The sequence below is a fragment of the Cupriavidus nantongensis genome, assembly GCF_001598055.1.
Lineage (GTDB): Bacteria > Pseudomonadota > Gammaproteobacteria > Burkholderiales > Burkholderiaceae > Cupriavidus > Cupriavidus nantongensis.
Genome location: NZ_CP014844.1, coordinates 1,773,301 through 1,795,035, shown reverse-complemented (window position 1 = coordinate 1,795,035; position 21,735 = coordinate 1,773,301). Strand labels below are relative to the sequence as shown.

The 21,735-nt window shown below is 62.4% G+C and carries 17 protein-coding genes; 8 read left to right on the top strand and 9 right to left on the bottom strand.

What is annotated here, in order from left to right; translation table 11 throughout:
- Window positions 1-4 precede the first annotated feature (4 nt).
- The 5 genes from A2G96_RS08390 to A2G96_RS08370 are packed head-to-tail and all read left to right on the top strand — an operon-like array spanning window position 5 to window position 4,767.
- Complete coding sequence (locus A2G96_RS08390; protein ID WP_062798475.1) at window positions 5-724, top strand: TIGR03759 family integrating conjugative element protein; 720 nt, start codon at window positions 5-7, stop codon at window positions 722-724.
- Window positions 709-1,326 (top strand): lysozyme family protein, encoded by a 618-nt coding sequence (locus A2G96_RS08385; RefSeq protein ID WP_062798473.1) that lies wholly within the window; start codon window positions 709-711, stop codon window positions 1,324-1,326. Before A2G96_RS08390 ends, A2G96_RS08385 begins: the two co-directional genes overlap by 16 nt.
- The gene (locus tag A2G96_RS08380) at window positions 1,323-1,856 is read left to right on the top strand and encodes an integrating conjugative element protein (protein WP_062798471.1); all 534 of its coding nucleotides are present in this window, start codon (window positions 1,323-1,325) and stop codon (window positions 1,854-1,856) included. The genes A2G96_RS08385 and A2G96_RS08380 overlap by 4 nt, the downstream gene beginning before the upstream one ends.
- 8 nt (window positions 1,857-1,864) lie before the next feature.
- Window positions 1,865-4,021, top strand: coding sequence for a type IV conjugative transfer system coupling protein TraD (gene traD, locus A2G96_RS08375; protein WP_062798469.1), 2,157 nt, complete (start codon window positions 1,865-1,867; stop codon window positions 4,019-4,021).
- On the top strand, window positions 4,018-4,767 hold the full coding sequence (locus tag A2G96_RS08370; RefSeq protein ID WP_062798466.1) for a TIGR03747 family integrating conjugative element membrane protein: 750 nt from the start codon (window positions 4,018-4,020) through the stop codon (window positions 4,765-4,767). Before traD ends, A2G96_RS08370 begins: the two co-directional genes overlap by 4 nt.
- 72 nt (window positions 4,768-4,839) lie before the next feature.
- On the opposite strand, the gene A2G96_RS32290 is transcribed toward A2G96_RS08370, so the two are convergent.
- From A2G96_RS32290 to mads1, 9 genes are all read right to left on the bottom strand, one after another.
- Window positions 4,840-6,537 carry an ATP-binding protein gene (locus A2G96_RS32290; protein ID WP_197672303.1) on the bottom strand — a complete coding sequence of 566 codons (1,698 nt, stop codon included), beginning with the start codon at window positions 6,535-6,537 and terminating at the stop codon, window positions 4,840-4,842.
- Window positions 6,534-7,691, bottom strand: coding sequence for an SIR2 family protein (locus A2G96_RS32285; RefSeq protein ID WP_082818876.1), 1,158 nt, complete (start codon window positions 7,689-7,691; stop codon window positions 6,534-6,536). Before A2G96_RS32285 ends, A2G96_RS32290 begins: the two co-directional genes overlap by 4 nt.
- 39 nt (window positions 7,692-7,730) lie before the next feature.
- On the bottom strand, window positions 7,731-10,769 hold the full coding sequence (locus tag A2G96_RS08360) for a type III restriction-modification system endonuclease (RefSeq protein WP_062798462.1): 3,039 nt from the start codon (window positions 10,767-10,769) through the stop codon (window positions 7,731-7,733).
- Window positions 10,770-10,779: 10 nt separating this feature from the next.
- Window positions 10,780-12,690, bottom strand: a complete 1,911-nt coding sequence (locus tag A2G96_RS08355) for a site-specific DNA-methyltransferase (RefSeq protein ID WP_059301420.1) — start codon at window positions 12,688-12,690, stop codon at window positions 10,780-10,782.
- Window positions 12,691-12,716: 26 nt separating this feature from the next.
- Complete coding sequence (locus A2G96_RS08350) at window positions 12,717-13,508, bottom strand: DUF4391 domain-containing protein (RefSeq protein WP_059301308.1); 792 nt, start codon at window positions 13,506-13,508, stop codon at window positions 12,717-12,719.
- An 8-nt stretch (window positions 13,509-13,516) separates the two neighbouring features.
- Entirely contained in the window at window positions 13,517-15,739 is a 2,223-nt protein-coding gene (locus A2G96_RS08345; protein WP_059301422.1) for a S8 family peptidase, read from the bottom strand.
- Window positions 15,740-15,868: 129 nt separating this feature from the next.
- A complete protein-coding gene (locus A2G96_RS08340; protein ID WP_059301310.1) occupies window positions 15,869-16,855 on the bottom strand; it encodes an AAA family ATPase in 987 nt (328 codons plus the stop codon).
- Between the two features lie 47 nt (window positions 16,856-16,902).
- Window positions 16,903-20,103, bottom strand: coding sequence for a helicase-related protein (locus A2G96_RS08335; protein ID WP_062798460.1), 3,201 nt, complete (start codon window positions 20,101-20,103; stop codon window positions 16,903-16,905).
- Entirely contained in the window at window positions 20,100-20,552 is a 453-nt protein-coding gene (gene mads1 / locus A2G96_RS34515) for a methylation-associated defense system helix-turn-helix domain-containing protein MAD1 (RefSeq protein ID WP_277081877.1), read from the bottom strand. Before mads1 ends, A2G96_RS08335 begins: the two co-directional genes overlap by 4 nt.
- Before the next feature lie 178 nt (window positions 20,553-20,730).
- Between mads1 and A2G96_RS08325 the strand changes: the two genes are divergently transcribed.
- The 3 genes from A2G96_RS08325 to A2G96_RS08315 are packed head-to-tail and all read left to right on the top strand — an operon-like array spanning window position 20,731 to window position 21,729.
- The gene (locus tag A2G96_RS08325; protein WP_062798455.1) at window positions 20,731-21,102 is read left to right on the top strand and encodes an integrative conjugative element protein, RAQPRD family; all 372 of its coding nucleotides are present in this window, start codon (window positions 20,731-20,733) and stop codon (window positions 21,100-21,102) included.
- Complete coding sequence (locus A2G96_RS08320) at window positions 21,099-21,338, top strand: TIGR03758 family integrating conjugative element protein (RefSeq protein ID WP_062798453.1); 240 nt, start codon at window positions 21,099-21,101, stop codon at window positions 21,336-21,338. The genes A2G96_RS08325 and A2G96_RS08320 overlap by 4 nt, the downstream gene beginning before the upstream one ends.
- 22 nt (window positions 21,339-21,360) lie before the next feature.
- Window positions 21,361-21,729, top strand: coding sequence for a TIGR03745 family integrating conjugative element membrane protein (locus A2G96_RS08315; protein WP_031754986.1), 369 nt, complete (start codon window positions 21,361-21,363; stop codon window positions 21,727-21,729).
- The last annotated feature ends 6 nt before the right edge of the window (window positions 21,730-21,735 follow it).

Sequence of the window (21,735 nt, the reverse complement as noted above, 5' to 3'; positions counted from 1 at the left end):
CGCCATGAACCTGCGGCCGTTGCTCGCTGCCGTCGTTCTGTTCGCCGCTTTCGGCGCATCCGCCCAGCCGGCCCCGGTGACGAACTCGCGCATGGTGCTCGCCCAGGTGCAGCCGGGCGCCGATGCCGCGCTCGACGAGAGGCAGGCACGGGAATGGGGGCTTCAGCCCGAGGAGTGGGCGCGTTACCGGCAACTGATGCAGGGGCCGCTCGGGGTCTATTCGCCCCAGCTCGATCCGCTCACGGCGCTGGGCATCGAGGCACGTAGCGAGGAGGAGCGCAGGCGCTACGCAGAGTTGCAGGTGCAGGCCGAGGCCCGGCGCGTCGGCAAGACGCTGGCCTACCAGCGCGCCTACGACGCGGCGTGGCAGCGCCTGTTTCCCGGCCAGCCGCGCGTGAGCCTGCCCGGCGCCAAGGCGCAGGGTGCCGGCAACACCGGCTCCGGGCGCCTGGCGGTCTTCGTCAAGGCCGACTGCGCACCGTGCGCGCAGCGCGTGCAGCAGTTGCAGGCGGCCGGTACGGCCTTCGATCTCTACATGGTCGGCAGCCGTCAGGACGACGCGCGCATCCGGCAGTGGGCCACCCAGGCGGGCATCGACCCGGCCCGGGTGCGCGCCCGCGCCATCACGCTCAACCACGATGCGGGGCGCTGGCTGTCGCTCGGCCTGCCCGGCGAGCTGCCGGCCGTGGTGCGCGAGGTGAACGGCCAATGGCAGCGGCAATAGGTGCTCCGGGCCGGGAGCGTCGGCCATCCCGCGCCATCCGCTGCGCCAGCGCCGCGCTGCTTCTTGCCACCGGCGGCTGGGCGTTGGCCGCCCTGGGGCGGGAAGTGCCGCCGCCGGCCTATCAACTGGCGGCGCATCGTGCAGACGTGCCGGCGGCGGTGCTGTACGCGGTGGCCTTGCAGGAGAGCGGCGCCATGCTGCGCGGGCGCCTGATCCCCTGGCCGTGGACGCTCAACGTCGCCGGCACGCCACAGCGCTACGCCACCCGCGCCGAGGCCTGCGCGGGGTTGCGCCGGGCACTCGCCCGCACGCCGGCCAATCGCATCGACGCCGGCCTCGGCCAGGTCAATCTCGGCTACCACACGCATCGCTACACGCAGCCCTGCGAGCTGCTGGACCCGTACCGCAACCTCGCCGTCGCTGCGGAAATCCTGCGCGAACAGCACACGCCGGGCGAGGACTGGCTGCTTGCCATCGGCCGCTATCACCGGCCCGCCGGCGGAGCACCCGCGGCGCGCTACCGGCGCAGTGTGCATCGGCACCTGACCCGCGTGCTCGACGCCGGCGTTCCCGTTCCAACCCTCCAGGCCACCACGCCATGAACCACATCGTCCTCATCGCCGCCACCGGGCTGCTGTCCACGACCACCGCCTTCGCCCAGACCGCCTCCGCGCCGCTGATCGTCGTCGAAGACCGCGGCGGCGACTCCGCGCTGCCGTACTACCGGCCGCTGAATCCCCAGCCGGATCAGGCCACACCGCCGCCCCCGATGCCAGCCCCTCGCGCGGGCAACGCGGCTGACGCCGAAGCCGCCATGCTGCCGGTGCGCTCGACGCAACTGTCGCCGGGCGAGGCGCAGCGCCGCGTCATCCGGGCGCCGGGCCTGACAGCGCTGTTCCTGATCGGCGACGACGAGCGTTCGCGTGCCTGGCTGCGGCAGCGGCAGGCGGCGCTGCGCGAGCTGCAGGCCGTGGGCCTGGTGGTCAATGTGGAGTCGATGGCCGCGCTGACGGCGCTGCGCAGGCTGGCTCCCGGCCTGACCCTCTCGCCGGCCTCCGGCGACGACCTGGCCCAGCGCCTGGGCCTGCGCCACTACCCGGTGCTCATCACGTCCACCGGCGTCGAGCAGTAGGTGCGCAAATGGCCCAACCGCATGCGGTCGAGGTTCTGCTGCGGCCAGCGGTGGAGCTATACACCGTGGCGGTCTGCACCGGCGCCGCGATTCTGTGCCTGGCGGCACCGTGGTCGCTCGCGCTGAACCCGCTGCTCGGCCTGGGCTCGGCGCTGGCTTTCCTGACCTTCGGCGCGATTCGCCTGCGCGATGCCTGGGCGATCCTGCGCTATCGCCGCAACATCCGCCGCCTGCCGCGCTACGTGATGACCAGCCGCGACGTGCCGGTGAGTCAGCAACGGCTGTTCGTCGGCCGGGGCTTTCGCTGGGAGCAGCGGCACACGCACCGGCTGATGCAGACCTACCGGCCGGAGTTCCGCCGCTATGTCGAGCCGACGGCGATCTACCGGGCCGCCCGGCGGCTGGAGGAGCGGCTTGAGTTCGCGCCGTTTCCCGTCTCGAAGCTGGCGCGCGCGCTGGCCTGGGACAGCCCGCTCAACCCGGCGCGGCCGCTGCCGCCGGTCGGCGGAATGCCGCGCCTGCATGGCATCGAACCGGCCGAGGTCGACGTCACCCTGCCGCTGGGCGAGCGCGTCGGCCACACCCTGGTGCTGGGCACCACGCGCGTGGGCAAGACGCGGCTGGCCGAGTTGTTCATCACGCAAGACATCCGCCGCAAGGTCCGCGGCGAGCACGAGGTGGTCATCGTCTTCGACCCCAAGGGCGATGCCGACCTGTTGAAGCGCATGTACGTCGAAGCCAAGCGCGCCGGGCGCGAAGGCGAGTTCTACGTCTTTCATCTGGGCTGGCCGGACATCTCGGCGCGCTACAACGCGGTGGGCCGGTTCGGGCGGATCTCCGAGGTGGCCACGCGCATCGCCGGACAGCTCTCGGGCGAAGGCAACAGCGCCGCGTTCCGCGAATTCGCCTGGCGCTTCGTCAACATCATCGCGCGCGCCCTGGTCGAGCTGGGGCAGCGGCCGGACTATCTGCTGATCCAGCGCCACGTCATCAACATCGACGCGCTGTTCATCGAGTACGCCCACCACTACTTCGCCAGGAACGAGCCGAAGGCCTGGGAGGTCATCGTCCAGCTCGAAGCGAAGCTGAACGACAAGAACATCCCGCGCAACATGATCGGGCGCGAGAAGCGCGTGGTGGCCCTCGAACAGTACCTCTCCCAAGTGCGCGTCTATGACCCGGTGCTCGACGGCCTGCGCAGCGCCGTGCGCTACGACCGGACGTACTTCGACAAGATCGTCGCTTCGCTGCTGCCGCTGCTGGAGAAGCTCACCACCGGCAAGATCGCGCAACTGCTCGCACCGAACTATTCCGACCTGTCCGACCCGCGACCGATCTTCGACTGGATGCAGGTCATCCGCAAACGCGCGGTGGTCTACGTGGGGCTGGATGCGCTGTCCGACGCCGAGGTCGCGGCGGCGGTGGGCAACTCGATGTTCAGCGATCTGGTCTCGGTCGCCGGCCACATCTACAAGTTCGGCGTCGATGACGGGCTACCCGGCGCAGCGGTGGGTGCCAAGATTCCGATCAACGTCCACGCCGACGAATTCAATGAACTCATGGGTGACGAGTTCATCCCGATGGTCAACAAGGGCGGCGGTGCCGGCGTGCAGGTGACGGCCTACACGCAGACCTTGAGCGACATCGAGGCGCGCATCGGCAACCGTGCCAAGGCCGGCCAGGTCGTCGGCAACTTCAACAACCTGTTCATGCTGCGCGTGCGCGAAACCGCCACCGCCGAACTGCTGACGCGACAACTGCCCAAGGTCGAGGTGTACGCCACGGCACTGATGAGCGGCGCCACCGACAGCTCCGACCCGCACGGCAATACCGCGTTCACGTCCAACACGCAGGACCGCATCAGCACGACCAGCGCGCCATTGATCGAGCCCGCGCATGTCGTGGCGCTGCCCAAGGGGCAATGCTTCGCGCTGATCGAGGGCGGCAACCTCTGGAAAGTCCGCATGCCGCTGCCGGCACCCGATCCCGACGAAGCCATGCCAAAGGATCTGCAGGAGCTGGCCGGCTACATGCGTCAGCACTACGTCGAGGCAGGAGACTGGTGGGAGAACCAAGGCATCCCCGGCCTGCAGGACAAGGCGCTGCCCGACGACCTGCTGGACGACTTCAAGCAAATGGCCGCGGCTGAAGAGGCCGAAGCATGAGCGATCCGGCCGTCGCGGCCCAGCGCCAGCAGCAACGACAGCAGGGGCTGATCGCCGGCCTGGTCACGCTGCCGTTCCGCTTCTTCGGCGTGCTGTGCGGCGCGCTGCTGCTGTGCATCCTGATCGAATGCGTCGGCATGCACTTCTTCTGGCCCGATCAGGGCTGGCGCCACGCGCAGGGCATGCTGCACTACGAGCTGGATCAGCTCTCCACGCATTTCACGCGCAGCGCACTGGTGCAGGAGCCGGGGCGCACTGCGCACCGGCTGGTCGAGCAGGGCTACGACTGGCTGTTCGTGAAGAGCGGTCTGCTGGACTGGATACGCGACGCCTCGGCGCAGGCCAGCGCCGGCAGCCATCGCCCAACCAAGGATTTCCGCTACTACATCGGCCTGGTCTACGTGCATCTGGAGAGCTACCTGATCGCCTCGGCCTACACGACGCTGGTCTTCCTCGTGCGGCTGCTGGTGCTGTGCCTGACCCTGCCGCTGTTCCTGATGGCCGCCTTCGTCGGGCTGGTGGACGGCCTGGTGCGCCGGGACATCCGCCGCTTCGGCGCGGGACGCGAGTCGGGGTTCATCTATCACCGCGCCAGGGCCAGCCTGATCCCGCTGGCCGTGCTGCCGTGGGTGACTTACCTAGCACTGCCGGTTAGCGTGAACCCGCTGCTGATCCTGCTGCCCAGCGCGGCACTGCTCGGCGTGGCGGTGTGCATTGCGGCGGCGACGTTCAAGAAATATCTGTAGATCACTCCGGCTGCCAGGCGCAATCTGCCCAGTGCGCTTCGTAGCGTTTCACAAGATCAATAAAGGCAATGGTCATCGGCGCTGATATCTCCAACGGTTAACGACATCTTCGATCTGTGCATCAGGGGTTGCATCATTTTGCCACCCCTTATCGAAGTCGATGTCATTTGATTTCGGTAACTGCTCAGGCTTCAAATCCCGTATAAGAATGCGCGAAGGCAGCATTGCAGCCTGGCCAACAAAGATCGCTTCCTGCCTCCGCAGGCCAGATAGCATCTTCGTCAGACCGGACATCGAATCTGGCAGTATGGATCGAACGTGCTCCCTGTCGGTGTCATTAGTGATTCTCAGAACAATCCAGCTATTACATTGTGAAAGAACAGTTGCCTCTACTTCGCTCGGGCGCTGGGATACCAACAAGAGCCCAACACCATACTTTCGTCCTTCCTTGGCGATGCGCCTGATCGCCTCTTGAGCGGCCTCATATTGCGCTTCGCCCCGATTCGGAACATAGCGATGAGCTTCCTCGCAAACCACTAGGACCGGATCAGATTCCCGTTCTGGCTGCGTCTGCCATATCTTCAAATTGAATAGGGTTCGAGCAATACCCGCACTTGATACACCGGCTACTTCGTTGGGGACGCCGGACAGATCGATAATGCGTGGCTGAGGTCCGTCACTAGTGAGTTGCTTAATGACTTCAGGGAATGGATCGTTACCATCACCGTTCCCTTCCGTCATCATGAATCTAAGTCGGGCATCGGTCATCAATACTTCGAGTTTTTGAAGTATCGAGTTATGAGAATCCTGTTTGCTCGCCTGTGGAGGTTTGTCCGCTTCTATTTTTGTTTTAAGTGCCGACAGCTTATATGGAACGGGAGAGTCGACAGTAATGAGATTGGCGTCAAGACCGAGCTGCTGTGCTCCCTCTTCACGGGCGGACATGAGGGCGCTCTTGACGATATTGGCCTGTGATGTCGCGACAAATTCAGTCTTTCCAATCAACAGGGCAACTGTCTCCTGGAAGTCCAACAGCCAGTATGGAAGGGTTAACGTTCCGTCATCAGAAGAAAGTTTGGTGTGATCGGCAAATGCGCTGCCGTATTCCCCATGGGGGTCGAGGATAATTATCCTTGGCTTCCATTTGTCATATGAATTTGTGTCGCCCCTCTCAAGAATACTATGAATGATGGCGGCAACCGTACCCGATTTTCCAGCGCCAGTGGACCCGAGAACTGCTGTATGTTTACCGAGTAGTTCGTTCAAATCCGCAAGGCAGGGGGTTCCGCCGGAACCGACATGCTGCCCGAGCTGAACAACGGCACCCTTAGCTCTCCCGTAAATAAACCGCAATTCAGCTTTTGGAGTCAGATAAACCGTTTGCTGCGGGAGTGGGTAGGTTGAAACCCCACGTTCAAAACGAAGTTCCCATTCACCGGATGCCCCATGAACCCATTCGCCTTCGCCGAACAGGTCTGCTTCGACAATTCTTTCATCCGAAGATGATGCTGGCACCAATCCTCGCTCCGCCTGAAATTCCGATTTCATCCTCAGTCGGCCGACCAACGCGTAAACGAGGCGACGCCCGAAATGAATTCTGATAATGGAACCAAATTGTCCGATGGGATAGGTTTCTCCCGCATACACACGCGAGAGTTCCGAGAGAGTTGGATTCAACTCGGCTACAAGGCGAGATCCATCAACCTCAATTATCTGTCCGATTGCCAGATTCTCAATTGGCTCGTTGGGGTTGCGAGTCGACATGTTCATCTTTCACCTCCAAGCAGGCGGGTCAGATTTTCAAACTTCCACCAAAGTAGGTCGGCGTCGGATGACGTTCTATTGCTACCATGAAAGAAGCCGCGATTTGCGAAAACTAGGACCTGTTCGGAGATAGCGGGATCATCATGCCACCTCTTCAGTTGGCCTTGTGGATCATTATCAGAGGTAAATACCACGACGGTAAGACGGCCATCCGATTCGCGCAAAGCACGGTCAATTTCTAGATTGATGTGTGAATCTCCAAAGCGATACCCGCACGTAACGAGAATTCTCTGTGACCCCGGAGTGGCCCTTAATGCGCTTCTCCCATGTTGGGCCAATTGTGCGTATGGGTCTCTTTGAGTCTCGCGGTACTTGGTTGACGCGGGCCAAATTAGGATTCTTTTATCGCCTTCAGATTGCACATTGACATTGCCGGCGACACGGCGAGGAAGAGGATCGCCATCGAACTCACACCAGTTAATGGAACCGTGCAATTTGAAGATCCGCGACGAGAGCCCATCGCGCTCAAAAACTGTGGGGTTCCACCATCCGGTTACTCCACCGTCCAGACCGTCTGAGAAAGAAATTCTCTCCAGCGCAAGCGCATCTTCAAGCAGCGTGTCGTAGTTGAGGCAGAGATAATCCACGCAACCAAGACCGTCTGTTTTGCCCGGTCGAATTGGGCGGTGAACCGCTTTCACGAATTCCCGATGAACCGATACATCAATTTTCTTATCGCCACACTCAATGATGTCGGCAATAGTTCGCTTGATTTTTTCAGCAGATTCTCTCAGTTGCTGTCCAGAATACTGTTTGTCTTTGATAGATACCTGGTTATCGGTCGCGCCTCGCTCAGTCCTTCTCTCAGCAATAGCCAGCAGGTCAATAATCTCACTAAGGTAGTCCTCAATGTTGGGGCCGCTCGCGCCAATGAATCTGTCCTGAATTCCATTGAGAATATCTGTGGTGTCAGCATCCAGCACACCGCTATCCAGTACCTTGGCAGTAAGTTCTTCCATCAACGGTAGGCCCGCGCATTTGCTGCAACCCGCGCCGATCAGAAACACTCTCCCATGCTGGGCCATAAGCGCATCCAAGGCATCCAGCGCGTCACCAAATGGAGCAGCCCAAACCGGTTCGAGATTGTCAGATGCGCTCATTTAAAACCCTCCTCAGTTTGGTTCCGAAGTCCAAGGCATTCACGCCCCACCCCTGATCTGTGCCTTCGCAGCCTCCACCAGCACGTCGTCCACCGAACGCGCCACGACGTACCTTGCCGGATTCTCGCCGACCGCCAGCGCATGAAAATGCGCCTCCCCGCAGGCGATCTTTGCGCGCTCCTTGTTGCGCAGGTCGTCGGTGAACAGGCTGCCCTTGGTCTCCACCACGAAGTACAGTCGCTGCGCTCCACCTTCCTCCACCAGTACGGCCCAGTCCGGGTTATAGGTTCCCAGCGGCGTGGGCACCTTGAACCAGCCTGGCAGCTTGGCGTAGAGCTTAATGGCGTCGTTCTTCTCCAGCGCGTCGGCGAAGTCGCGCTCGGTGGTGGAGTCGTAGACCACGTGCTCGTAGATGGACTTGCCCGTGTCCATCAGCATGTTCTTCAGGTAGCCGGTCAGCTCTTCCTGCTCGAACAGTTCCTGTGCATAGACGTGCTGATCGCCAAGCTTCTGGTACTTGATGCCGTCGACCAAGGCCAGGCGCTTGCAGCGGTTGATGGTCTCGGCGGTCAGCTCGATGAACTGCTGCGGGTTGCGCTTGAAGTCGTCCAGCCGCCCGCTGCCGCTCAGGATGGTGGCGATGCTCCGGCGGGTGAGTTGGGTGCGATCCTGGAGGTCGGTGAGCAGGTCCGGCAGCTCGATGTCCGTCTCGTCCAGGACGACAGTTGCCGCGCCCGCTTTCTCCGTGGCCTCCACCCCTGCCTTGCCGATGGCGATGTCGGCCTTGCGCCATTGCAGCCGGGCCTTGGGGATGGCCGGGGCTTGTCGAAGCGAATCGATGCAGTTCTGGATCAGCTTGTCATTATCGAACTGCACCCGATAGGTCGTCTTGTGCTTGATGCGATCCCACAGCTCCTTGAACTCGGGGCTGAGATAGACGCCCTTGCGCACGGCAACCTGCTTGCGCTCGTCGGCGTTCTTGATTTCCAGACGGCCCGACACCTTGCGCAGCACCTCGGCGATTTGACTGCGCTGCGCGTCGAACTCCGCAGGTAGCGCCAGGGTTCCATCCTTTAACGCCGTCTTCAACGAATCCTGGACCTTGCCCTTGGCATCGATGTGGCCGGCAGCTTTCAGGTGCTCCCACAGCGCTTTCGATTGATCGACGCCCAGAGGCACGGTTTGGCCGTCGGCCCCGGTAACGGTGATGGCGGCGAACTGGTGCTGCTCGACGATGCCAAAGCGGATGCCGGTGTCGGCCTCGATTTCCTTCTGCAGGTTCTCGGCGAATTGCTCGTAGTTCTCGGTGGCAATCACGGTGAGGGTATTGACCTCGAATCCGCGCACGCGCTCGCCGTTCTGGTTCACGGCGAGGCGTAACCCCCGGCCGATGGTCTGGCGGCGCTCGCGCTCGGTCTGTATGTCGCGCAGCGTGCAAATCTGGAACACGTTGGGGTTGTCCCAGCCTTCCTTGAGCGCTGAGTGGGAGAAGATGAATTTCAGCGGCGTATCGAAGGACAGCAGCTTCTCTTTCTCCTTCATGATCAGGTTGTAGGCACGCTCGGCGTTCTCGCGGTTGCCCGCGGTGTTTTCACTGGTGTCCGTCCAGCCGCCTTTCTTGTCGATGGAGAAGTAGCCGTTGTGGACTTCCTCGGCGGCACTCGCCAGGTCGATTTCGCCGAACAAACTCTGATAAGCGGGCAGCTTGGCCGCGCGGCGATATTCCTCTTCGAAGATGCGCGCGTAGTCGCCCTTGACCGGGTTGCCGTCGGCGTCGTACTGGCGGTACTTGTCCACCGCATCGATGAAGAACAGCGATAGCACCTTGATGCCCAGCGGGCGCAGGCGCTTTTCCTTGTCGAGGTGCTCCTTGATGGTGCGGCGGATCATCTCGCGCTGCACGGCCAGGGCATCGACATCACCATGCGCTTGCCCCACCCTGAGAAAGGTTTCGCCGCCGGGGTAGCGCAGCTCCAGGAACTCTTCACCCTTGGCGGTATTGATCTCACCGACGCGAAAATCGGCGTAGATGGCGCGCTCGGCGGCCTGCTCCAGGTCGTCACCGTCGGAGACCGTCACCTCTTGCCGTCTCACGCCGTTGGCAGTTGCCACATCGAGCTCCACACGGGCAGAGATCGTTCCGCGGCGGTTGGCGACCGACACCAGCCGAACGAACGGCTTGTTGTGGGCATCTTCCACCGTGGCCGATGCCACCTCGATTTGCTTGACCAGCTTGCGCTCGTAGGCATCCACGGCGTCGAGGCGGAACACCATGTGGTGCTTGTCCACGTGGGTCGCGGAATAGCGCAGCGTGCATAGCGGATTCATCGCGTCGAGCGCAGTTTTGCCCGCGCCGGTCAGGCCGCCGTCCACGCTTTGCGGCTCGTCGACGATCACGACGGGCCGCGTGGCCTTGATCAGATCGATGGGCTTCTCGCCGCCGGTCTTCTCGCTGTCCTTGTAGAGGTTGTTAACGTCCTTCTTGTTGATGGCACCGACCGTGACCACCATGACCTGGATGTTCGAGCTGGTGGCGAAATTGCGCACCTGCCCAAGCTTGTTGGAGTCATACAGGAAGTAGTCGAAGGGCACGCCGGCATAGAGTCCCTTGAAGTGCTCCTCCGTGATCTGCAGGGTCTTGTAGACGCCCTCCTTGATCGCCACCGACGGCACCACGATGACGAACTTGCTGAATCCGTAGCGCTTGTTCAGCTCGAAGATGCTGCGCAGGTAGACGTAGGTCTTGCCAGTACCGGTTTCCATCTCGACGGTGAAATCGCCCGAGACCAATGCGCCGGAAGGCGGCAACCCCCCACGCAACTGGATGTCGGCCAGATTCTGGTGCAGCTCGTCGTCCAGCAACGTGAGGCGGTTGCCGACGCCCAGGTCCGATTCGGCCACGCCGAGGGTCAGTTGCTCGGGCTTGGTGCCCGGAAACATGTCGTCAGCAGCTGGCGGCGGCGCCTTCATGGTCACCGTGAACTCGGTACGGCACACCTCCTGGCCGCGGAACAGATCGCAGACCGCCTCGATGGCCTGAAGCTGGTAGTCGAGGTTGGGCTCGAAATGCAGTTTCATCACCACGCCCTCACAGACTGCGCACGTTCTGGATGCCGTGTTGCTCCAGGATCGCGGCCATATTGGTCTTGGTCACATCGTCCGCGAAGGCGCTATCGCGAAACACGCAGGTGGTGTCCCCCGCGGGCTGAAGCTCCTCGTGGCAGGCCACGATACCTTGCGCCAGCGGCTCCACGTCGTCGCGGGTGATGTGCTCGGCGAGGCAGGCCATCAGCACGCCGCCGCCCACCGAATGCATGTCTTTGCCATGGATCGAGCGCTTATCCATTGGTACGCACAAGTCGAGTCCCAGCTTGAGCAGCAGCTCGTAGAGGATGTCCGATTCGCTGCGGCCATCGACGAGATGATCCTGGTGGCCGAACAGGGTCTGCTCCAGATCCGCGGGGTTCGGGTTCCAGGCGCGGATGTTGGAGGTATCGAGTCTGAAGACGCGGAAGCCGGTATCGCCGGCGAACATCGGGTTGTCCGCCTTCACCTTTGCAGCGGCACGACGAAGGCGTTCTTTGGTCAGCTCGGCGATGCTACGAGGCTTGCCTAGTTGATCACAGTAGCTTGCTGCAACCCCTTGGTCTCTGTTGCCCACATCAAGAGGCTCGGGGAGCTGCACCAAAATGTACCGTCGCTTACCTTCATCGATCACATTTTGCGACATCACAGCGTGGCCGGTTGTGCCAGATCCAGCAAAGAAGTCCACAACCAAGTCGCCTTCTCCTGTTGTCTGCTCGACGATTCTTCGAAGCAGCTCGCATGGCTTCGGAAAGGAGAACACCTCTGCCCCGAACAAGTCTCGAATCTCCTGCGTTCCATCCGCCGTGTATACGCCATCAATGATGGTGCGGAACGCAATGAACTCCGACTGCATCTCACTCCGAAATTTCTTCTCTCTGGGCCGACCATCGTCCTTGCTCGGAAAGAGAATCCGTCCTTCAGAGATGAGAAGTGCCATTCGCTCGCGGGAGTACCGCCAACCAGTCGCCGGATTGGGCGGAAACTGTCGCCCGGTGACGGGATCAATCAAATCGTAATGCAGGTTGGGGCGCTGATCGCGCGTTGCGAGCCCAAGGATGCTACGACTCATCCAAGGTCCACGAGGGTCGTCGTCAGGATTTGAGAATTTCGATTCGTCTCTTTCAATTCCGCGAAGCGAAAACGCAGACTCTCTCGCATAGGCGAGGATGTACTCGTGGTCAGTGGATACGTTTGTATTTGCTCTCGCGTCAGTGAACTGACGTGCCCTCCAGACGAACTGTGCGACGAAGTTTTCTTCGCCAAAGATATCGTTAAGAAGACAGCGGAGATTCTCGACTTCACCGTCGTCGCATGAAACGAAAAGCGCCCCGTCCTCGCGGAGCAGGTTTCTCGCCAGCTTTAACCTCGGATACATCATGTTCAGCCAATCGGTATGAAACCGCCCGCTGGCCTCGGTGTTGCTGCTGAGCTTTCGCCCGCCTTCGACCTGCCCAGTCAGCTCCAGATAGTTCTTGATGTTGTCCTGAAAGTTGTCCGGGTACACGAAATCCTTGCCGGTGTTGTAAGGCGGGTCGATATAGATCAGCTTGACCTTTCCGGCGTAGCTCTTCTGCAGGAGCTTGAGTACCTCCAGGTTGTCGCCCTCGATCATCAGGTTCTGGGTGGTGTCCCAGTCCACACTCTCGTCGGGGCAAGGCCGCAGGGTGCCGGTCGAGGGCGTCAGCGCCAGTTGCCGCGCGCGCCGCTTGCCATGCCAGTTCAGGCCGTATTTCTCGTCGGCGTCCGTGAGCACCTGGTGGCCGACCAGGGCCTTGAGCACGTCCACATTCACCGAAACGCCGTTCGGCCCCTCGGTGATGAGTTCCGGGAACAGGGCTTTGATCTGTTCAATGTTGCCGGACACTAGATCCGCGGACTGAGCCAGTGGACTCGCGGCGTCGATGATCTGCATTTTCTTCTCCGTCATTCGTTCGATCTTCAAAGCTGTTCGCGTGCTGCAGCCAGTTGGGCCAGCACGCGCTTGAGCGCGAGGTTCAACTCGACCTGTCGCGCCAGTTGTTTTTCCTTGCCGGCCTGGGCGCGCAAGCGAGCCGCCTCGGCCTCCAGCCGCACGCATTCCTGCAGGGCATGGCGGCGAGCTGCGGCCTGTTTCGGGCTGTCGGCGGCCTTGAACGCTCCGGTCATTTTCGCCGCCAGCAGGGCCTGCACGCCGTCCATCCACCCCTGGTAAAGCGCGAGGAGGCTAGACCGAGGCTGGCGGGCCAAGGCGACGGTCTGCATGAATGCATCCATCGCATCGGCGCCGGGCGCGTCCTCGGGAAGCGAGGCGGCCACGAGGCCGCCGTCCAGCACCACCTTGCCCGCCTCGTTCTGCGCCCAGCGCTTATGTGCCAAAGAGAGCGTCATGCTCTGCCCGGAGCACAGCAGCAACAGGACCGGATAGGGGACCGCACGGTGCACCAGTTCGGCGAGGCGGGCAGCGTTCGCTGGCTTGGCTTTGTCTTGCCCGGGCTGGCTGCGCAGCGTCACGGCAAGCACCGCGATCTCCAGGTACTCGCGCTGGTCGTCGCGATAGTCGGGCACGCCGATGGTGTTCGGCTTGAGCGCCGCGACCCACTGTATCTCCTCGACGGTATCGGCGATCAGTCGCTTGTCGGCAGCCGTGGGGGCTCCGTTCTCCAGCAGCAGCTTCTTCGGCACGCGCTGATCGACTCGGCAGCCGTCGGGCAGACCAAGCGAGGCGATGAATCCTGGTACGTCCAGCAGCATGGTTCGCGTCACACCCTCGCACGAGCACGCGCCTGGACGCGGGCTTCAAGCACGGCGCGGACATGGGCGTAGAGCTGGGCATTCGCCTGCTCGCGGTCGGCGAGCACCGCGGCGAGCGCATAGGGTTCTTCGCCATCGCGGCCGTTCGACCATGGGCTGTCCTGGCGAGTCACCACCACGAAGATCTTGTTGTCGTTCGCAAGCGCCTGTTTGAAGCTCCAGCGAGAAACCTGCAACGTGCCATTCTTGCGTGCGTCGTTGGACAGCCAGCGACCGTTGCTGCGCTCTCCCATGCCTTGCTCACGGTTCCGACGGAAAGCCTGTGTCACCTCGTCCAGGCCACTCGCTGTTACCACGGAGAACCACAGTTTGCTCATGCGGTAGTCCAGCCGCGTGGTACGGACGGCTGGACTGTGCGCCAGGGCAACCGTTATCTCCCGCGTACGGCGGCCGCCCGCCCAGAAGCTGTCAGGCAGCGGCAGCTCGAAAAAATGGTGCTGGTCGTTGCCGATGCGCTCTTCGGTCAGCAAGGTGACGGTGTGGTCCAGCGAACGAAAGAGGGCGGCATCCTCTACACACCCATAGCCGATCAGACGCAGCAGCTTGTCGCGCCCTTCACCGTTGCCGTTGGGGTTGAGCAAGGTCTCGCAGGCTTGTGGCCAGCTGGCATGCGCGCCGATCAACGCACGCAACAGGTTCGGGGTGGCATTCGGCAGTTCGGCCAGGATCCTCGCCGCCTTATGCGCGACGACCGGGGCAGCATAGCTCGTCCCAATGTCCTCGCTGAACCCTGGTCCGCCGGCAAAGCCGCCGTTGAGTGAGACCACGCCCAACCCTGCATGCCGCGGACGTGCTACCGCCCGCATCAGCGCGACGTTGCCGGCATGCTCGACGACATCGGGTTTGATCGCGCCATTGATCGATAAGCCGCATCGCGTGAGCGGAAACGGCTGGTCAGTTCGCGCCAATGGTTGATCCTCAAGGGCGTTCGGATGCCGCTGCGCGTCCCTCGTCGCTTCGTTCTGTGCAATACCGCCTACCGTGAGCGCGTTCAGGGCAGTGGCCGGATCGAGCAAGCGCGCGAAGTCGGCAAGCAGATAGTCGGGATAGCGTTCTCGCGCGTCGGCTGGCAGCTCGGAAAGGTGCAGGTTGCCGGTGGGCACTACGAACAGGACACCGATCTCCCGCGTCAGGCGATCCAGGGTGTAGGCCAAGCCGCGAACGTGGCGCCCGTCATAGACCTTGTTGAGATCGCCATAGCTCAGATTGAAGACACGACACCCGTACTGGCCGTGCAACTCGCGCACAGCCTCCTCCACCGCCTTCTCGACGAACTCGGTCTGGTCGTTGCCGTCGTCATTGAAGACCTTCCCGGAGAACAGCCGGAGCTGCGGGACGAAGCGCCCGTCGCGGATCGCAGCCCCCACGTCCCCATACAGCGCCAAGCCGGCGACAAAAGTTCCGTGCCAGGGCTCATCGTCATGCGGGGTCCGATGGGGAGAAAGGTAGCCTTGTGCATCGCCCACTGCCGGCCCCAGCAAGGGGTGTCCCGGCGTCAGTCCCGAATCGAGAACGGCGACGGACGGAGCGCCGCCATCTGGAGGCAAGACAGCGGGAAACTGGTTGACGTCAGTGAGCAGCAACTGGACGGCAATGCCGAGTCGCGGAGGAAGGTCGACCGTGCGCACGTCGCGATGCCGCAGGACCCGATCCGCCTGCTCTCGCGTACAGCGCATCCGCACCATCAGGAGGGAAGGCTGCGTGAGGCTATCCAGCCGCTCTATGCCGTATTCCTGCAGCCAGCGGGAAAACGCCTCCATGAGCGCCTGGCGTCTGTCTTGCCGCTCCTGGGGCCACAGTTCGACGTCGAGCGTGAAGGACTCCTCGGCGGGAAACCCCTGCTCGCGTAGCGCCGCGCCGGTACGGTCCTGGGACGTCCAATGGTCGAAGTCCTCGATGACAAACAGGAGTTCCTTGCGCGTCACCACGCCGTCGCGGGCGAGTGTGCTGAGACGGCTCTCGAACTCTGCGAGACCCTCTTCCGTCGCGAAGGCCAGCACGATGGACTCGTCTTCTTGGCTGACGATCTCAACACCGGGAATCGTGTCGAATGCAGGAACGCTTTTGTCACCGGCATGCAGCTGAATCTTGAGAAGCTTTCGATCGTCGAATCCACCCAGATCTTCTTCGCCGATCCGTTCCCGCGCCACGACGAGCTTCTGTGCCAGCATCGCGCCGTGGGCGCGGGGGTCAGCCGGCCTGAATCGAGGCCTCTTGTCCTGACGTCTATGGCGATCCGTCAGCGGCGCTTCTCTCCCCAGGCGCAGATGCTCATAGCCCACTGTCACTTCCCTCCATGCTTAGCTCTTATGGCGATATTCGCGAGCCAGCGCAGTATCGACATGGGCCTTCTCAAGGAATTCTCGCCCCGAAAGGATCATCTCCTTCACGGCCCGGCGCAGTACGCGCTCGATGTCGGCATGGGACATTCCTTTGAACTGCGAGGCAACTTGGCCGTCGTCCGCCTCGAAATTTCGGCGAATGCCGGATAGCTTCAATGACAGCAGGCGTTTGATCTGCTCCAGACTGGGCAGCTCGAAACGCAGAACCTCGTCGAAACGCCGCCACACCGCCTTGTCCAGCAGGGACTCGTAGTTGGTCGTGGCGATGAGGATGCTCTCCCCACGGTAGCCGTCCATCATCTGCAGGACTGCGTTCACGGAGCGCTTCAGCTCGCCGTGATCGGCGCTGTCGCCACGATCTTTGGTCAGCGCATCGAATTCGTCGAAGAGCGCCACCACCGGCTGACTCGCCACGTAGTCGAACACTTTGCGCAGATTGGCCGCCGTTTCACCCAGGAAGGACGAAATAAGCGAATCGAGCCGAACCAGAACCAGTGGCATCGACAAGCTGTGCGCGATGACCTCCGCAGCCAGCGTCTTGCCGCAACCCGGCGGCCCACAAAACAAGAGCTTCTGCGCGGGGTGCATCCCAAAGGATCGCAACACATCGGCACGGTTGTGTTCCATCAGAATCTCATCCAGCGCCGACTTCGTGGCGTCCGAGAGGATGATGTCCTTTTCCTCTCGAATCACGGCACGCTCTTCGAGCAGCGCCAGACCATTGTCCTTGTTCGTGGGCAGATCGGTCACGGCATGCAGCCTGCGGGAGCCAGGACCGGGTTTGGCCTGATCGCCGTAAAGCAGGTGCTCGAGATCGTTGGCGAGCAGATGATGGTTCTTCTCGCGCTCTTCCTTGATGACCGCTTCGGAGGCGGAACGGAATCTGGCGAGATCCCCTTGTACGCCGGATTTGATCAATTGCCTGAGCAATTTTCCGCTAGCCATAAATGTCCCCTAGATTCTTCAACGCATTCTCTCGGTATGTTTCCTGTTCACTCTTGGGACAGCGCTACCATGAATGCCAACACTTCAAAGTCATTGCTTCCGGCGAACTCGCCTTTGATTGCATGCGTGCCGCCTGGCGAAAACAGACTGGCCACTGCGCGTTCCTCGTTCTTGCCGACAACCGACGCTACGCTTGCTGCGAGCAGCTTTTGCGCATGGCGCATGTCTTCGCCGTGCTTGGTGGCTTTGTCGAAGCGGGCGCAGGCGCCAGCGTCGGGCAGGTCGCGACCCAGCGCCAGGCGCTTGAGCCGGTCGAGAATGCGTTTGGCCTGCGTGTAGGGCAGCAACACGGCACCGTCGTCGCCGACATGGACGAGGTAATGGGGTGCCAAGGGGTAGTCCGATTCCTTGGCTTTGTGTGCCGCCGGGCCCTCGGCGCGCAGGCAGAAGATCACACCAGGCGGAATGTCGGCGTCGATGCTGGTGGTGACGGCGTAGGCCCCCAGCGGCTGCTTGTCCAGTTTGCCGGGATGCGCCTTGAGGTGCTGGGCCAGATCGATGCGGAAGTCGGTGAGCGTCAGGTCGGTAATTGATACGCCGGTGGACAGGTCTTCCAGGTCGATTACCGTGTCCTGCAGCTTGAGCAGCTGCTTGCGCCGGTACTCCAGATCGTTCATCGGGTTGCCGGACTGTTGCTCGATGAGGTTTTCCTCACCGGTGGCGGAGACGTCGAGCAGCACCATGCGGCCGCTGACGCGCTGTTCCAGATTGATGTATTCCTCCAGCTCCATGTTGGGCCAGAAGTTAACCAGCTGGATGCGTTCGTTGGGCGAGCCGATGCGGTCGATCCGGCCGAAGCGCTGGATGATGCGCACCGGGTTCCAGTGGATGTCGTAGTTGATCAGCCAGTCGCAGTCCTGCAGGTTCTGGCCTTCGGAAATGCAGTCGGTGGCGAAGAGCAGGTCCAGCTCGCCCTCGTCGGCCAAATCCGCCGGCCGCTCCTTGGAGCGCGGCGAGAACGCCGTAAGGATGGACGCCAGGTCCTTGCGCAGATGTGGCAGCGTGCTCTGATTTCGGCCCGAACCGGTAACGAGCGCCGACTCGATGCCGAGCGTGGCCTTCGCCCACGGCGCCAGTTGCGCGTAGAGGTATTCGGCGGTGTCCGCGAAGGCGGTGAAGACGATGAACTTGCGGTTGCCGGCATTGATCGGGTTGCGGCATTTGTCCTCGATCATGTTGCGCAAGGCGGCCAGCTTGGCGTCCCGGGCAGCATCGACCTGCTTGGCTGCGGCCAGCAGGGTGGCCAGACGGTTACGGTCTTCGATCAGGTCTTGTTTCCAACGGATGAGGTCGACGTCGCTGAGCAGTACCTTGACCTTGCGCCCGACCAGCAAGGTCTCGAAGGCGGGGTCATCGATGTCGACGTCGGCGATGTCGATTTCCTCGATGTCGGAAGCAGAAGCCTCAATGCGTGCGAGCATGGTCTCCACGTCGCGAAGCTGGCGCTCGACGGTCAGGGTGAAGGAAGACACCGCGCTTTCCATGCGCTTGAGCACGTTGACTCGCAGGAGGTGGATCAGGCTCTCTTCGCGGTCCACCTGGCGGAAGAAGCTTTCACCCCCGCGGATCTGAGTGCTGTACTTCGCGTCATAGGCGGCCTGTTTGTGGGGCAGGACGTAGCGCAATGGCGCATAGCTGGCCAGATTGAGCCGCCGGATCTCTAGGTTGATGTCCCGGATGCTGCGGAACTCGCCGGCACGGTCCACGTCGGCCTTAATGTTGATCGGTGGCAGACGATCCGGGAAGCGGCCCGTCTCGCTGGTGCCGTAGTACTTCTCGATGTGCTTGCGCGAGCGGGCGATGGTGAGGTGATCCAGTAGGGTGAAGTAGTCGAAGCCCAGCATCTCGACCAGCCTCGCGGGTGTCTTCTCGGACTCGTCGAGGTTCAACCAGCGGTTGAACTGGGTCTGCGCCTTGCGGGTGGTCGCCTCGATGCTGGCGATGCCGTGTTCCAGCAAGGCGGTGTCGTCGCCCTCCGTGACGAAGGCGATCTGGTTGCGCAGGTCGGCCAGGCGGTTATTGACGGGCGTGGCCGACAGCATCAAGACCCGTGTCTTGACACCTTCCTTGATGATCCGTCGCATCAGACGGTCGTAGCGGGACTCCTTGCCCTTGTGCGTGGCCTTATTGCGGAAGTTGTGGGACTCATCGATCACCACCAGGTCGTAGTTGCCCCAGTTCACGTGCGACAGATCGATGTCGCCAGACGTGCCGCCGTCGCGCGAGAGATCGGTGTGGTTCAGGACATCGTAGTTGAAGCGGTCGGCCGCCAGGACGTTGCGCTTGTCGTTGGCCTTGTAGAGCGTCCAGTTGTCGCGCAAGCGCTTGGGTGCCAGTACCAGCACGCGATCGTTGCGCAGCTCGTGGTACTTGATGATCGCCAGGGCCTCGAAGGTTTTGCCGAGGCCCACGCTGTCGGCGATGATGCAGCCGCCGAAGCGGTTGAGCTTGTCGATGGCGCCGACCACACCATCACGCTGGAATTTGAAGAGCTTCTTCCACACCACCGTATTGCGGATACCCGTGGCGGACTTGACGATGCGCTCCTCGTCCATTTCATCGCCACTGTCGCGAAACAGGTGATGCAGGATGAGTGCATACAAGGAGAAGGGGTCGCGGTGCTCGCCAATCGTGCGGAGAGCTTCGAGTAAAACTTCACGCCCACTGTTGGCGTCCGCAGAGTGAGTCCGCAGAGCGGCCCATTGATGATCGAACCATCTGGCAAGTTGCGCGGCTTCATCGGCCGACTCGGAAGCCTGGATCAAGCTTAATGGGTTTCCCGGAGTCAAGCCGAGCCCATCGGTGCTGAAAGCAAAGGAACCGAGAACTACCTGCTCCGGCTGCTCTTGACCATTTCGTATGACTGCCGCCCCTTGCGGCACCGGGCCCGCAGCTCGGCGCAAGTCGACCTTGTCGCCGATCCATTTCGCACACTGGTTGGCTAGCCACCGGACCTGTAGGCGGTTGCGTGCGGCACGATCGCCTTCGACACCCAAGAACCCCAACTCCGCGTCGCCGGGAGGCAGAACGAGCTGGACGCGTTCCAGCGCCGTGAGCGCATCTCGCAACTCTGCAAACGCGAAGAGGGAGAACGACGGGGTCACGCAGCCGAGCTGGTTGCCATGCTTTAGATGGGGGCGCATTAGGTCGATGACGCGGTCTGCGCCCGTGTTGTGGATCAGTTTCATGACCGGCGCCCCCCTTTCAACAGATCATCCCCGCCTTCCTGCTGATCGCCCAACGACTGCTGCCTGATCCAGCCGTCGATGTCCGCACGGGAGAAGCGCCATATCCCGCCCACCTTAAAGGCCGGAATCTTCTTGGCCGCTGCCAAGCGATAGACCGTGCGCTTGCCCACCTTGAGGTAGGCAGCCACTTCATCGAGGGTCAATATCTGTCCGGGCTCGTCTTTCATTGCTTCCCCACCCGGCGAGGGTGGCACAGGCGGTAGTGACAATCCTGGCAAGTGTAGAGCAAACCAGTGCAATGCTGAACAGCTAAATGCGCAGTTCGCCGCATCCTCACCTGTGGCCACGTCGCGCCAAGCCGCCACCGCGGTGACGACCTCGGCCAGCACCGCCAGCGCATCGGCCTCGGTCGGAGAGAAGTAGGCGCACCGCGCCAGCAGGCTTTCCACATCAGTGACCGGCCCGTCTTGCTCTCACAGCCAGGTCTTGGACTCCCGGTCCTTGTCCGCAAACGCGCTACGCCAACCATCGAGGCAAATCCGGTGCACCGCCCGTTCCGATTCTTTGCGGCACACCCAAGCTTCACGCCGCAGCATCCCGCCATCCAGACGACTGTGGAACGGCGTGATGACACCCCTTGGCAACCCGACGACCCCCTGCCGCCGTGTGCCGGCCCTGGCCTTGGCGCTGACCATCGCGCTGGCCGGCGCATCGCCCGCATCGGCCGGCGATGCCACCGCTGAACACGAGCAACTGGCGGCCCTCGCCCGCCAGCTCAACCTGATCGACCGCCTCGCCGAGCACGCCGCCAATACCGCTCCGCAGGAGCGCGCCCGCTACCACTTCGACTACGTCCGACTGCGCGCAGACCTGAAGCGCGTTCGCGTCGGCCTGCAGGACTACCTCGTACCCCAGCGCGCCCAGCCGCGCGATCCCGTCCCGCTGGCCGGCGATTACGTCCGCCGCGACCGCGCCGACGATGAGGAGCCGTCGCCATGACGCCCTCTGCCGATCAGGTCGCCGCCTTCCAGGCCAACGGCGGCTTTGCGCCTTCGGCCGTCTCTGCCGTGGTGCTGGGCTTCGTGTTCGCCGTGTTGCTGCTGTGGGGCGTGTGGGCCATGCGCACCGCCTACGTCGGCTGGGCCGAGCACCGCATCACTGAACGTCAGTTCCTCGCCGTCGTCTTGCGCTTCGTGGCGATGTACCTGGTGCTGACCTTCTTCCTCCTCTCCTGACCGTCACGAAAGGCCATACGCCATGAACACGCCACCGACATCCCATCGCATTCCGTCCCGCATCGCCGCGCCGCTGCTGCCGCTGGCGCTCGCGGGCCTGCCGCTGTCGGCCTTCGCGCAGGGCCTGCCGACCATGGAGGACCCTTCGCGCGGCCAGGGCAGCGGCATCCTGCAGACCTTGCAGAACTACGGCTACGACATCGTGCTGCTGATCGCGCTGCTCGTGGTCGCCTCGATGTTCGTCGGTGTCTGCTATCACGCCTACACACGCTACTCGGAGATCCACACCGGCCGCGCCACCTGGGGCCAGTTCGGCCTGACGGTCGCCGTGGGCGCGATCCTCCTGGTGGTCGGCATCTGGCTGCTCACCAAGGCCACCGGCGTGCTGTGAGGGCGG